At 28.7% G+C, this 14,463-nt stretch carries 14 protein-coding genes and 1 pseudogene; 13 read left to right on the top strand and 2 right to left on the bottom strand.

What is annotated here, in order from left to right; all coding sequences use genetic code 11:
- Window positions 1-2: 2 nt before the first annotated feature.
- From DYE58_RS09985 to DYE58_RS09970, 4 genes are all read left to right on the top strand, one after another.
- Window positions 3-2,186: a sensor histidine kinase gene (locus DYE58_RS09985; protein ID WP_115312277.1), complete on the top strand. Its 2,184-nt coding sequence runs from the start codon at window positions 3-5 to the stop codon at window positions 2,184-2,186.
- A gap of 223 nt (window positions 2,187-2,409) precedes the next feature.
- Window positions 2,410-2,901, top strand: coding sequence for a preQ(1) synthase (queF, locus tag DYE58_RS09980; protein ID WP_004821779.1), 492 nt, complete (start codon window positions 2,410-2,412; stop codon window positions 2,899-2,901).
- Between the two features lie 9 nt (window positions 2,902-2,910).
- Window positions 2,911-3,570 carry a 7-cyano-7-deazaguanine synthase QueC gene (queC, locus tag DYE58_RS09975; RefSeq protein ID WP_004821776.1) on the top strand — a complete coding sequence of 220 codons (660 nt, stop codon included), beginning with the start codon at window positions 2,911-2,913 and terminating at the stop codon, window positions 3,568-3,570.
- Window positions 3,557-4,219 (top strand): queuosine precursor transporter, encoded by a 663-nt coding sequence (locus DYE58_RS09970; protein ID WP_004821774.1) that lies wholly within the window; start codon window positions 3,557-3,559, stop codon window positions 4,217-4,219. Before queC ends, DYE58_RS09970 begins: the two co-directional genes overlap by 14 nt.
- 14 nt (window positions 4,220-4,233) lie before the next feature.
- Here DYE58_RS09970 and glmS read toward each other — a convergent pair whose 3' ends face one another.
- Window positions 4,234-6,057: a glutamine--fructose-6-phosphate transaminase (isomerizing) gene (gene glmS / locus DYE58_RS09965; protein WP_004821772.1), complete on the bottom strand. Its 1,824-nt coding sequence runs from the start codon at window positions 6,055-6,057 to the stop codon at window positions 4,234-4,236.
- A gap of 254 nt (window positions 6,058-6,311) precedes the next feature.
- Between glmS and DYE58_RS09960 the strand changes: the two genes are divergently transcribed.
- The 9 genes from DYE58_RS09960 to DYE58_RS09920 all read left to right on the top strand — a co-directional run bounded on the left by DYE58_RS09960 (window position 6,312) and on the right by DYE58_RS09920 (window position 13,380).
- Window positions 6,312-6,989 carry an acyl-ACP thioesterase domain-containing protein gene (locus DYE58_RS09960; RefSeq protein ID WP_115312276.1) on the top strand — a complete coding sequence of 226 codons (678 nt, stop codon included), beginning with the start codon at window positions 6,312-6,314 and terminating at the stop codon, window positions 6,987-6,989.
- A gap of 134 nt (window positions 6,990-7,123) precedes the next feature.
- Window positions 7,124-7,321, top strand: coding sequence for a cold-shock protein (locus DYE58_RS09955; RefSeq protein ID WP_004823496.1), 198 nt, complete (start codon window positions 7,124-7,126; stop codon window positions 7,319-7,321).
- A gap of 46 nt (window positions 7,322-7,367) precedes the next feature.
- Window positions 7,368-8,117, top strand: coding sequence for a peptidylprolyl isomerase (locus DYE58_RS09950; RefSeq protein WP_004823494.1), 750 nt, complete (start codon window positions 7,368-7,370; stop codon window positions 8,115-8,117).
- A gap of 54 nt (window positions 8,118-8,171) precedes the next feature.
- Window positions 8,172-9,500, top strand: a complete 1,329-nt coding sequence (locus tag DYE58_RS09945; protein WP_115312275.1) for a GTP pyrophosphokinase — start codon at window positions 8,172-8,174, stop codon at window positions 9,498-9,500.
- Between the two features lie 86 nt (window positions 9,501-9,586).
- Window positions 9,587-11,032, top strand: coding sequence for an aminoacyl-histidine dipeptidase (locus tag DYE58_RS09940; RefSeq protein ID WP_040552714.1), 1,446 nt, complete (start codon window positions 9,587-9,589; stop codon window positions 11,030-11,032).
- Between the two features lie 18 nt (window positions 11,033-11,050).
- On the top strand, window positions 11,051-11,332 hold the full coding sequence (locus tag DYE58_RS09935) for a DUF1292 domain-containing protein (protein ID WP_004821765.1): 282 nt from the start codon (window positions 11,051-11,053) through the stop codon (window positions 11,330-11,332).
- A 62-nt stretch (window positions 11,333-11,394) separates the two neighbouring features.
- On the top strand, window positions 11,395-12,300 hold the full coding sequence (gene mnmL, locus DYE58_RS09930) for a tRNA modification radical SAM protein MnmL/YtqA (protein WP_004821762.1): 906 nt from the start codon (window positions 11,395-11,397) through the stop codon (window positions 12,298-12,300).
- A gap of 2 nt (window positions 12,301-12,302) precedes the next feature.
- The gene (locus tag DYE58_RS09925) at window positions 12,303-12,731 is read left to right on the top strand and encodes a hypothetical protein (protein WP_004821761.1); all 429 of its coding nucleotides are present in this window, start codon (window positions 12,303-12,305) and stop codon (window positions 12,729-12,731) included.
- Between the two features lie 97 nt (window positions 12,732-12,828).
- A complete protein-coding gene (locus DYE58_RS09920; protein WP_004821759.1) occupies window positions 12,829-13,380 on the top strand; it encodes a DUF6648 family protein in 552 nt (183 codons plus the stop codon).
- 201 nt (window positions 13,381-13,581) lie between these two features.
- On the opposite strand, the pseudogene DYE58_RS11415 reads toward DYE58_RS09920, so the two are convergent.
- Window positions 13,582-14,231 (bottom strand): annotated as a pseudogene (locus tag DYE58_RS11415) (transposase).
- Window positions 14,232-14,463 lie beyond the last annotated feature (232 nt).

Raw genomic sequence — 14,463 nt, 5'->3', positions numbered from 1 at the left:
TTATGAAAGATGTTGATATAAGATATTCTACAAAAGGATTATTAATAGCATTTTTGGTAATATCAATTGTAGGAGTGTTACTTGGGATTTATGGCTCTAAAAATAATTTATTTAATTCATATAAATCCAATAGAGAATCATATTATGACTATTATAATCAAGTGGATAATTCTCTATATAAAGATGGTGCTGGAAATTCAAATTTTAAATATATAGATAATATTTATGGAGATCAATTTATTAAATTTTATGTCAGAAGTTATAAAATTGCCAACTATCCTTTTACAGAAGAATTTAAAAGGCATTCTAATAAAGTTATTTTAGATTTAAATGAGTATGATGGGGGGTTTGAACAATACAGTAGCTATGGTGCAGCAATAGATGCTGCTAAAGCAAGAGGAATAAACGATCCTAAGATAAATATTAATGTAACTGAAGAACCATTATACAGAACGTATTATTTGACTAATGATAATAGTGTCGATGAGTTTGATCCACAATATATAGCTGATAGTAAATTAAGTGAAAGCCCAAATAACATTATATTAAGTGGTGTATGGGAAGATGGAGTTCTTAAATTTACAAAAGATATAGACCAAGTAAAAAATGAGAATAGAAAGTATGCAACAAATTTAAAACAAGCTATTAGAGAGGTTTATGCATCAATAAAGAATAGTGGGATACAAAAATTAAATTTTACGTATTTAATTGATACAAACTCAATGGCTTTTAAACAGTATGAGTCATCAATGAATTATGAAGAAAATTTATTGCCAAATTCTGCGCTAGGAGTTGTAACTGGAGCAGTTTTAATATTACTATTAGGTTTATTTTCTAACTTTGAAAAAATGGAAGAAAGTAATTTTTATAAAAGCATTTTAAAAGTACCTTTTGAAATAGTTGTATTTGGAGCAATACCTCTTTGGTTTATGTGTGCAATGATGGCAGCTGATTTTTTTAGTATAAATACTGATTTAATTAAGAGTCTGTTATCTCCATTTTATTTATTACAGATATTAGCTATAAGCACTATAGGTGTTGCAGAATTGTACTTGTTATATTGTTTAAAAGATGTATTTTATAATGGGTTTTCATCTAAAGTTGTAAATAATTCAATTGTGTCTAAAGTATTTAACTTTTTTGGTCAGAAATCAATTGGATTATTTATGAAATCAAAGAATGTATCTACGGAATATTTAAAAGACTTTGATCCGGGAAAGAGAAGAAACTTAATGCTATTTTTTTTAGCTTTATTAATTCTTGGTGTAGTTGCATCCAATATAGTTGTGGTATCTTCTTTACAACTAATCGTGTTATTAATTTGGGTTTGCTTAATAGGTGTTATATTTGTAAGAGTTCAAAAATATATTACTGAACTTGAGGATATAGAAAAAACAGCAAAAATAATATCTGAAGGACATTACGACATAAAAATAGAGGAAAACAACTCGCATTTTAAAGGATTAGCACATAATTTGAATGCGATAACTTTGAATTTAGATGGTGCTATATCTAATGCTATTAAATCAGAAAAAATGAAAACTGACTTAATAGCAAATGTATCACATGATTTAAAAACACCATTGACTTCAATTATAAATTATTCAGAATTAGTAGTTGAAGAAGAAAATGTAGAAAATATTAAGAAATATGCTCAAGTTATAAATGAGAAGTCTTTAAAATTAAAGACACTAATAGAAGATCTTTTTGAAGCGGCAAAAGTTAGTAGTGAAAATATTGATTTAGAGATAGAAGAAATTGATTTTAAACAGCTGATAAAACAAATTATAGGGGAATGGGAAGATAAGCTTGAAGAAAAAAATATAACTATTGTAGAAGAATACACTCCAGAAAGAGTAATGTTAAACTTAGATGGAGTTAAAACCTCAAGAATTTTGGATAACTTATTTTCTAATATATATAAATATGCTTTGGAAGGGACTAGAGTTTATGTAAGATTATATAAGAATGAAAAAGTACAATTAATTATAAAAAATATTTCAAAATATCCTTTAAATATTTCAGAAGATGAATTAATGGAGAGGTTTACAAGAGGAGATGCTTCAAGGAATACCGAAGGTAGTGGATTAGGCCTATCTATAGCTAAGAGTTTAGTAAATGTTCAAAAAGGTACTTTTGAAATTGAAATTGACGGAGATTTATTCAAGTCTAAAATAGAATTTTAAACTTTTAAAAGAACTATTTAAATAGGGAAAAATTTTAGAATCCTATTTAAATAGTTTTTTATTTGAAAGATTTTAAATTATACATTATAATTGCTGTAGACAGTTCGTAACCATCCTGTCTTAAAATAAAACTAGGGATAGAAATAAATAAAAATTAGATTAATTTATTTTTTACCGAGGTGTGTTACGACACCTTTTTTTATTTGTTTCAAAGAGGAGAATTATGAGAGAAAGAGAAGAAATGAAAAATATAACGCTCTTAGGCAACCAAGGAACTAAAATGCCTGGAGATTATGCACCAGAAGTTTTGGAGGCATTTGACAACAAACATACAGACAATGACTACTTTGTAAAATTTAATTGTCCTGAGTTTACTTCATTATGCCCTATAACAGGACAACCTGATTTTGCAACTATCTATATATCATACGTTCCAAATGTGAAAATGGTTGAAAGTAAATCTTTAAAATTATATTTATTCAGCTTTAGAAATAGAGGAGATTTTCACGAAGATTGCATGAATATAATTATGAAAGACCTTATAAAATTAATGGATCCAAAGTATATAGAAGTATGGGGTAAATTTACACCAAGAGGTGGGATTTCAATAGATCCATACTGCAACTATGGAAAAGCTGGAACAAAATGGGAAGAGGTAGCTTGGAATAGACTTAGCAATCATGATTTATATCCTGAAAATATCGACAACAGGTAGGTGTAAATTATGAAAATGGTTTTATTTAGTGGAGGAGTAGACAGTTCAACTTGTCTTGCAATGGCTAAGGAAACAGGTGATTCTGTAATGACAGTGTCTTTTGATTATGGACAAAGACATAATGAACAAGAGCTTGAAGCTGCAAAAAAGGTAGCTAAGTATTATGATGTTGAACAGATAAATATTGACTTAAAAGATATTTTTAAACACGGTAATTCATCACTTACAGATTTGAGTTTAGAAGTCAGTGAAGGAGATTATGCAGAACAAGAAAATGCCAATACAGAGGTTGAGTTTAGAAATGGAATATTTATATCTGTGTTAGCTTCATTAGCAATGCAATATAAGGTGGATGAAATTTACTTTGGAGCACATAAAGATGACTCCGGAGTAATTTATCCTGATTGTAGTCCTGAGTTTGTAAAAGCTATGGGAGAGGCTATAAACGTTGGTTCAAGAGGCAAAGTAAGTTTACAAGTTCCATTTTTAAACAAGACTAAAACTGAACTTGTAGCTTATGGGAAAAGCATAGGAGTGCCATATCATTTGACTTATTCTTGTTATAATGGAACTAATCCTCCTTGTGGTAAATGCGGAACTTGTATAGATAGAGAAAAAGCATTTTTAGCAAATGGACTTGATAGGGAAGGACATTATGCAGAAGATTGATTCTTATAATAAAGATAAAAAAGCAGATTTATATAGGCTTATGTTATGGAGCTTATATGCAGTTGCAGTAATAATGAAAAATATTTTTGCAACTAAGAGATGGAGAATTGGAATTATACAAGCTCCTGCTGGCTATATTTTTGAACCTGTAACTTTTATAGCACAAGATGTAGAAACAGAAACTCGAGGCTATAGTAGTGCTAAAACAATGATATTTTGGGGGTTTTTATTAAATATAATTGTAGCTGCTTGCTCACAACTTGCAATTCTACTTCCAAATGTCAGTACAATTGAAATTCAAAATTCATTTGAAATTGTATTGGGTAATGTTCCGAGAATTTTGCTAGCTAGTTTAATAGCATATTTGATTGGTGGAGTATTAAATGTAAAGGTAATGTATTACTTGAAAATGAAAGGTGATAACAGTTTACTATATAGAGCAATAGTGTCTACGATATTAGGTCAATTTGTAGATAATATAATATTTAGTAACATAGCATTTTTAGGTATAATACCGATTAGTCAAATAATTTATATGTCAATTACTATGACAATAATTGAAACTGTTTATGAGATAGTATTTTATCCCGTAACAAAGTTTTTAATATTTAAAATTAAAGAAGCAGAAAGAAAGGACGCACTAATTTAGTACGTCCTAATTTTTTATTCTACTGTAACTGATTTAGCAAGGTTACGAGGTTTATCTACGTCATTTCCTTTTAAAACTGATGCATAATATGCAATTATTTGTAAAGGAACTATACTTATAAGTGGTGCAACCAAATCATCTATTTCAGGTATTTCTATTAGTTGATAAGTATGCTTTTTAAGTCCTTCATTGTAGAAACCTATTGCAAATACTTCAGCACCTCTTGCTGAAATTTCTTGTATATTAGAAACCATTTTATCAATTAAATTCCTTTGAGTAGCCAAAGCAAAAACTTTTGTACCTTCTTCAATAAGAGCTATAGTACCATGCTTTAACTCTCCAGCTGGAAATGATTCAGAGTGTATATAAGAAATTTCTTTAAGTTTTAAAGAACCTTCCTTTGAAGTAATATAGTCAACACCTCTACCTATAAAGTACACGGATTCAGCATCTATAATATGTTGAGAAACTGTCTTATAAATATCTGATTTTTTTAATAAATCTTTTATTATAGCTGGTGTCTTTTTAATTTCATTTATAGCATGTTCTAATTCTTCACTTGTAATTTTACCAACTTTAAGAGCCCAGTCAAGTGTGAACAAATATAGATTGACAACTTGAGAAGTATAAGCTTTAGTAGAAGCTACTGAAATTTCAGGCCCTGCATGGCAATAGAGAACTTTATCAGCCTCTCTAGCTATTGTAGAACCAACAACATTAGTTATAGCATAGACAGTAGCACCGCGTTTTTTAGCTAGTCTTATTGCATTTAAAGTATCAGCAGTTTCTCCAGACTGGCTAACAACGATAACTAGTGTTTTATCTGTTACAAAAGGGTCGCTATATGCAAACTCAGATGCTATTTCGTCTCTAACTTGTTTGCGTATCAATTTTTCAATTAAAAATTTTCCAACTTGTCCAGCGTGAAGTGCTGTACCACAAGATGTGATATATATATTTTCGAAACTTTCAAACTCTTCTTTTGTGAATGTATTTTCACCCAAATCAATTTTATTGTTTTTCAATAAACGGTCTAGAGTACTAGATAAAGTTTTTTCTTGCTCAAAAATTTCTTTAATCATATAGTGGTCGAAGCCTTCTTTAGAAGCAGCTTCAACATCCCAATCTATTTTTGAAATTGGTTTTTCAAGAATATCTAAATTTAAATTATATATAGTAGGAGCTTTTCCTATTTTTAAATGTACTACTTCCATATCATCTAAATAGACAACTTGTTGTGTGTGTTCTACTATTGAAGCAGCATCAGAAGCAACTATATTGCCTGTAGGAGTTACTCCAAGTAATAGTGGAGATTTATTCCTAGCAGCTACTAATTCACTTGGATTATCATTTGCTATTGCACAAATAGCATAAGAACCTTCAAGTTCCTTTAGAGTTCTTATTAGAGCATTTAATAAATTTCCCTCATAAAATTTATCAATTAAATGAGCAATTACTTCGGTATCAGTGTCAGATTTAAATATATATCCTTCATTTGTTAACTTTTCTTTTAATTCAACAAAGTTTTCAATTATTCCATTGTGAACAACTGAAATTGAACCTTCTTTATTCAAATGTGGATGGGCATTTGTTTCTGTTGGAATCCCATGAGTTGCCCAACGAGTGTGCCCTATACCAACTTTTCCATCAAATGGTGATTCTTCAACTGATTTAACTAAGTTTTCTAATTTTCCAGCTCTCTTTAAAGTCTTTATTTCTTCAATACCTATTACAGAAATACCAGCAGAGTCATATCCTCTGTATTCTAATTTTTCTAATCCATTTAAAATAATTTTTGTAGCGCTATTGTCGCCACAGTAACCTACGATTCCGCACATTAAATTTTTACCTCCAAATATATTTTAAGACTCACTTTGTTCTGTTTGTAATCAAAATTTCTTTTGATTTTTGTAGAACACTTAGGCTGTGATACCTTCGGAGCATCCGCCGAAATTTCGATAACTCCGTTCCTCGTCATCCCTGTGTGGATCTGGCGCTTAACTAATTTTTGTCTTTGAGAAATTATAACATATCTAAGAATGTATGTAAAATCTAAACAAATGTGATAGACTATTTTACAGAAGGTGAGTTTATGAAAAAGTTAAATTTTAAAATAGATAATATTGGAACTATAGATGGAGTTTTAAAAATAGAACAACTTTCCAAAATTTTACTAGAAGTTTCAAATTTAGAGTCCAATGTTGCTGATAAGTTTATGGAAGAGAATAATTTGATATGGATGATTTACAGCTGGACCTTTAAACTCAGTAGAAATATAAAAATTGGAGAAGATATAAAGGTTGCTACTTGGGTTTCAAATATATCAAAATTAAGAATTAGTAGAGAATTTGTGATTGAAATTGAAGGTAATGTAATTGGGGAATGTAGAGCTGAATTTTTAATTATAGAGCTTAAAAGCAGAAAGGCAATTGTTGCGCCAAAAGAACTTTTAAATTATTTTGAAATATATAAAAAAGAGCTTTTTAAATCTACTAGGATAAGTCGAAGTGATGTTAATAAACTAGTGTCTGTTAGTATATCTGGTTCAGATTTTGACCAAAATAAACATATAAATAATTCTGTTTATATAAGATGGATAGAAGAGGCTATATATTTAGAAATGAAAAGACATATAAAGTTTTTAGAAATAGTGTATTCAAAAGAAATAAATAGTAATATCAAAATTGATATAAATTGTAGTGAAACTAGGGATTATTTTGAAATATATGGCGATGATTTACACGCTAAGGGTAATATAATTTTATTTTAGTTGATTAATAGGGTTAAAAATGATATACTTAGTCAAGTAATACAACTTTATGAATTTGAAAATGATTGAATCTTTTAGAGTAAACCTCAAAGTCTATACATTTACAAATGATTAGAGTAACAAGGAGGTAAATTTTGAAAGGTACAGTAAAATGGTTTAACGGTGAAAAGGGATTTGGATTTATAACAGGAGAAGATGGAAAAGATGTATTCTGCCATTTCTCACAAATTCAAAAAGAAGGTTTCAAAACTTTAAATGAAGGTCAAGCGGTTGAGTTTGACGTAGTTGAAAGCGAAAAAGGACCTCAAGCTGAAAATATCGTAGAATTATAAATTATTGAGCAGCCTAGGCTGCTTTTTTTTATGAGGAGGAAAATTTATGGAAAAACATATAATTGCAAAAATTGATGGTGTAGAAATCACTACAGCTCATTATGAAAATTTTTTAAGACAATTAAATCCACAATTAAGAGACTATTATAATAAAAAAGGATTTTCAAAGGAAATCTTAGATGAATTAATTAGTCAACAACTTTTAGTAATAGATGCTAGAGAAAAGGGATATGATAAAAATGAAGATTTTATTGAAGTTTTAAAAGCTACAGAAGATTCATTGCTTATGACATATGCTCTTGGGAAAACTTTAGAAAATATTGAAGTAAGTGAAGATGAAATAAAGAAGTATTATGAAGAAAATAAAGAACACTTTAACCAAGGACCTACTGTTAGTGCTTCTCACATATTAGTAGAAACAGAAGAAGAGGCAAATAGTATTTTTAAAGAGGTAAATGTAGATAATTTTGCTGAGATAGCTAAAGAAAAATCAAGTTGTCCTTCAAGTGCCAATGGTGGAAACTTAGGTGAATTTTCACAGGGTCAAATGGTTCCTGAGTTTGATGAAAAAGTATTTTCAATGAATGTAGGAGAAATTTCTGAACCTGTCAAAACTCAATTTGGATATCATATTATTAAATTAGATGATAAACATGAAGAACTTGATTTTGATAAAATTAAGGGAAGTGTAGAATCGGAACTTAAAGGAAGAAAAGAACAAGAAACTTATGTGAATAAAATTAAAGAACTTTCAGTAAAACATAAAGTTGAAGTTATAAATATTCAAGAATCCTAAGGTAAAGCCTTGGGATTTTTTTTATTCTAATGTATACTTAGATAGGGTGATAATATGAAACTTCAACTTTTTGACTATATAGATAAGAGTGCAGAACTTTTAAATTATTATAGAAATATATTAGAAGAAATTTCGGAAAATATTGTAGACTATCTTTGGGATAGTTTGGATAATAGTGTAATTACTAATATAACATTTAGAACAAAATCAGAATCAAGTTTAAGAGAGAAAATTGTAAAAAATAATTATTTTTTACATACAGAAGACCCTGAACAGATGTTGATGAATATATCTGATTTAATAGGAGTTAGAATTGAGTGTAGATTTTTAAAAGAAGAAGGAAATCTATTTGAAAGTATTCAAGATATGTTTAAATATGATTTAGGAAATGGGTACTGTAAAGTTGATGAGAATTCATCTATTTCTTTAAAACTTTCAGATAAGCAGCCTCAAATACAAAAAAATGGTTTCGAAATATATAAGATAGATGGAATTTACGAATATGGGAAAAATAAATTTAATTTTGAATTACAAATTAAATCCATGGTTAATGTTTTTTGGGGCGAAATAGACCATAGAATATTATATAAAAATTATAATTATATGATGAGTGAAAATTTTATAAAAGAAATGATGGCTTCCATAAAAGATTCATTATATATGGTAGATAAACAATTACAAATTTTATTTGATCATGTACAAAGATTTGATGCAAGTGCAGTTTCATCTGCAAGCAATCAATTGAACTATCTACTTTCAAAGATTATACATGATGTGTTTAGCTCTAAAATACAAGATGAATTAGGGTTTGTATTCAACTTTAAAAAAACAACAGATATTATAGTTGAATATTTACAAGAGAAAGCTTCTAAAGAACGAGAACTTTCATACGGGGAAAGTTTTGTTCAATTAATTGATAAAATAAATAACATTTCAACTCTTGATATGAATTTACAGGAGCAAATTATATTCAATAGAAAACTTAGTTTTTCTGATGAATTCACAAATAATATAGGAACTGAAATAGAAAAGATAATACAGAAAGATTTTTATTGGAATTTATTGATAAAGATAATTCACAGGATAGAAGGTGGATCTTATGAGGAAAATTTAGAAGATTTTCTAAGTTATCTAAGGTACAAATATTCAATGTTATTTTTAAATATATCAGAAAATTTTGAATTGAGTTATGAAGAATCTGTAAATTTAGAAAAAACTTTGTTAAATATAATAGTTGAAAATTTTAAAGATGGATATTCTGCCTATGGAATTGTAAAAGAAAGTTTTGAAAAATTAGAAGATGAATTTAATATATTGAAAACTATTAATAAAGTTAGCTACGATTTGATACTAGAAGATTTTAAAAATAGGCTTATTCAGTGAGAAATTATTTAGTAAAATATCATTCATAAAAATATTTGGAACATTTATCTGTATTAGGATATAATAAAGTAAATAGGAGGACTATTTTGAATAAATTAGAAAATTATAATCCAAAGAGAGTTTTTTATTACTTTGAAGAAATTACTAAAATCCCTAGAGCTTCATTTAATGAAGATAAGATAGCTACATGGTTAGTGGATTTTGCAAAAGAGCATAGGTTAGATTATACAAGAGATTCCCACGATAATGTAATTATAAGAAAACCAGGAACTGAAGGATATGAGTTATCTCCAACTTTAATTATTCAAGGGCATATGGATATGGTTTGTGAAAAAAGTGAAATATCAAACATAAACTTTGATACTGACCCTATTGAATTTACAGTTGAAGATGGAAAAATAATAGCTCATGAAACAACACTTGGAGCAGACAATGGTATTGCAGTTGCAATGGCACTTGCTATTTTAGAATCTGATGATATTGAGCATCCACCTCTTGAAGTATTAATAACTTCAAATGAAGAGAGTGGAATGACAGGTGCGTCTAATTTAGACGGAAGCATTCTACAGGGTAAAATGTTATTAAATTTAGACTCTGAAACTGAAGGAGTTGCTTGTATAGCGTGTGCTGGTGGTAGAAGAGACGTATTAACATTTAAAAAAGATTTTAAAGAAATTTCAAAAGGAAGAGCATTTTATGAATTATCTATTTCTGGTTTAAAGGGAGGACACTCAGGACAAGAAATCCAAAAAGGTCTTGGAAATTCTAATAAACTTTTGGCAAGAGCTCTTTATGAATTAAGGGATAATATAGACTTAGTAGATATTTCTGGAGGAGCGAAACCAAACGCAATTCCTAGATATGCAAAAGCTATTATAGCAGTCGATGAAAATGAGCTAGTTGAGATTCAAAAGAAAGTCATTATATTAAATAGGGATTATGTAAAAGAATTTGGAAATACTGACCCTGATGTTAGATTGAATTTTGAAGCAACTTCAATTTATGATAAAGCTTTAAAAGATGAGTTAGCAGAAAGAATTGTACAGGCATTATTGATACTTCCTAATGGAGTACAATCAATGAGTAACGATATAGAAGGTTTGGTAGGCTCTTCTATAAACGTTGGTGTAATAGAGTCAGATGATGACGAAATTAGAATTTTAACTAATATAAGATCTGCTCTTACTTCATTAAAAAATGAAATTGGAATAAGAAATCTTGAAATAGCTAAATTAGTTGGAGCAACTTATGAAATTAAGAATGATTATCCAGCTTGGGAATACAAGGCTAATTCTCCATTAAGAGAAGTGGCTATAAAAGTATATAGAGAATTAAATAAAAAAGATCTTGAATTAGAAGCTATACATGCAGGACTTGAGTGTGGAATTTTTAAAGACACAATAGGAGATATAGATATGTTATCTATTGGGCCTAACATAAGAGGTCCACATGCACCAGGTGAAAATTTAGAAATAGCATCTACTGAAAGAGTTTATGAATTTGTAAAACAAATCTTGAAAAACTTGAAATAAAATTAGGAGGCATAAATTATGCAAAATGAACACAATCACGAAGAAGAATTTGAATACGATGTAATAGGTATTCCATTGGAAGATGGAACAGAATTAAACTGTATAGTAATAGATATCTTTGATGTAGAAGGAGAAAATTATATAGCTTTAATTCCGGAAGATGAGATTGAAGATGGAGAACTTATACTTTTTAAATATCAAGAACTCTCAGAAGAAGAAGTTGAACTTACTGAAATAGAAGACGATGAAGAATTTGCTAAAGTATCTGAAACTTTCAGTAAATTACACGATGAAGAATAGAAATTTTTAAGGGGTTGTTAAAACCCCTAAGAATTATAAAATTTTAGAATGTGAGATGTAATATGGTATATAACAATTATTCAGATTTCCTGTATAATAAATTTGGAGAAAAAGTTTATAAATTGCCTATCAAGTTAGATTTGACCTGCCCAAATAGAGATGGTAAACTTGGCGCAGGTGGCTGTACTTTTTGTGGAGAAGAAGGGGGAAGTTTCGAAAATAGTTGTGGTTCTATAGAAAATCAACTTATTAGTAATATGAATATTGTTAAGAAAAAGTATAAAGCTAATAAGTATATTTCATATTTTCAAAATTTTACAAATACTTATTTAGACTATGAGCAGTTTGTGCAGAATATAAATGATTCGCTAATAGATGGAGTTGTAGGGGTATCTATTTCAACTAGACCAGATTGCTTAAGTGATGAAATATTAGACTTTTTAGAGGAAGTAAATAAAAAATATTTTGTAACTGTTGAGTTAGGGTTGCAAACAGCAAATTATAGAACTCTAAAAAAAATAAATAGGGGACATGGAGTAGCTGAATTTGTAGATGCCACAATAAGATTACATAAGAGGAATTTGAGAGTTTGTGCACATGTAATCTTAAATTTACCTTATGATGACGAGTTGGATAATATTGAAACAGCTCATCTATTAAATGCTTTAAATGTGGAAGAAGTAAAGATTCATGCATTATATATTTTAAAGGGAACTTTAATGGGACAATTGTATCAAGAGGGTAAAATTGATATAATCTCATTAGAGGAATATAAAAGAAGAACTATTTTGTTTTTACGACATTTAGATTCGTCTATAGTCGTTCAGAGAATAATAGGTAGAGCTCCTGAGAAAAATTCTTTATTCTGTAATTGGAACACATCCTGGTGGAAAATAAGAGATGAGATAGTGGCAGAGATGAAAGAAAAAGGATTTCATCAAGGGCAATGTAAAGGAAAGGATTGGTAATTATGGTTAAGTATATTTTAGGCCCAAAAGGATCTGGAAAAACTAGATGGTTAATTGAAAACGCTAATGAAGATCTTAAAAGCGGAAATGGAAATATTGCATTTGTAGAAGTTGATGATGATCATATTTTTAGTCTTGATTATAATGTAAGATTAATAAATGCAACTGATTATAGACTTAATGATAAAGAATCATTCTATGGCTTTATATGTGGTTTATTAGCTATGGATTATGACCTTGAAAAGATATATATAGATGGAATTTATAAGATTTTGAATTTGAATATAGAAGATTTAGAATTTTTAAAGAAGAAATTGGATAAAATAAAAGATATAGAAAGTAAGGAAATTTTTATCAATATAGATACAGAAGTTTCTGAAATTACAGATGAATTAAAAGAAAACATAGTAGAACTTGGTAAGGAGAAATAATTGAATAAGAATGCTGTAAAAATAATTGCCATAATATTGGTACTTTTAATGATATTACCAGTATTTACTGGATTATTTAATTAGATTTGAGGCAAAAGTGACACCACTTAGGAAAAAAGATAAGTTTGAAGATTTTTTTGAACGAAGATCTTTTTTGATTATGCAGTATGACAATGGCGATATAAGTAAAAGAGAGTTTTTACAATATAATTATGAATATTTTGCAGGTGAAAATGCCAGACCTTTTATCAAGATAGATTCTTATGAAAAGGGAATGTACAATTATCAATATTACAATGGTATGGCAAAATATTATAAGATGTTAGCTAGAGAAGTTAAGAACACTAAAAAACATTCGAGATACTATAACTATTACTTAAATTTAGGGAATAAGTTTTATCACGAAAAAGACGAGACAGCTTTCAAAATTTTAAAATTACAAAATTTTGAAAATGTTTCATCTTATTACATTAAATGTGAATCTAAAAAATTAAATCATGTTCTATATGAAATAGTTTTGGAAGATAAAAAAGAGGCTATTTTTCATTCTAAAGCTATGTGGCTTTTAGAAATATTGAAAAGTGAAAGAGTGTTTGAAGATATAGAAAAATCTTCTCTTATAGAAGAATATATAAACGAAAAATACTAGTTGAAAAATCAGCTAGTATTTTTTAAGGCTCTATGTCAAACATTGGGGAGGCTCATAAAATCGAGCCTCTCATTTTATATAAAAATCAACACATAGCAGCTAAAATAAGTCCAAAACTAAAATAAAACAAAAACCACTAAAAATAGGCATAGCAAACAAAACTCCTAGGAGTTTTCAGAAAATTTAATACTCTTTTGCCAACTACTTACACGAAAACATAATTCGTTTTCTAAATAAATCAAAATTCCTCATACCAAAACAATTTCTCTTTAAAGTCTTTATCTTAGTATGCGTACCCTCAAGAGGACCATTAGACCAAGGATAATCAAAAGAATTACATATCTCATCAAACCAATCATTAAAAGCAGTAATACAAGAACTAAATTCCTTTAAACCGGACTCCTTAGCCCTTCTTATCCACTCACTCAAACATATACTAGCCATCTTTTTATTAGGCTGAGTAAGAACATATTGGTAGAACAACTCCTTTAATTGATAAGCTAACCTTAAATCCTCACTTAACCCAAGCATTAAAGAAACCTCACTAGCCTGCATAGAACTAAGCATAGAAGAAGGCTTTGTAACTAAACCCTTGCTTCTCTTAAAAACACCCTAAGCTTAGAAGAAACATCCCTTTGAATCCTCTTTCTAACATTCTCCAAAGCCCAAGAAACCTGTCTTATGAAATAATACCTATCAATAATATGAATCGAACTTCTAAAGAACCTATCCCTAACAGACTTAAAAAAATTAGACATATCACTTACCAAAAACTTAACACTCATCCTCTCTATATTAGAAATCCTTTTAAAATACTCAAACAAACAATCCTTACTCCTAGAAAGTAAAATATCAATAACACTATGAATATCACCATTAAGAAGAGAAGTCTGATACTTGTTATTGCCACTATCACCCTTAAACTAATCAATACACAAAACCTCAGAAAACTTACCCCTAGGAACACTTAAACAATTTAAAATACGAAGAACAGTATTCGAAGAAACATTATACCTATTAGCAATAGAAGAAATAGAATAAACCACATCAAACTCATGAACAATAGCAAAAACAAGCCTCTTA

The sequence above is a fragment of the Peptoniphilus indolicus genome, assembly GCF_900454665.1.
GTDB lineage: Bacteria > Bacillota > Clostridia > Tissierellales > Peptoniphilaceae > Peptoniphilus > Peptoniphilus indolicus.
The sequence above is the reverse complement of the archived record's forward strand: the minus strand, read 5'-3'. Positions and strand labels throughout refer to the sequence as shown.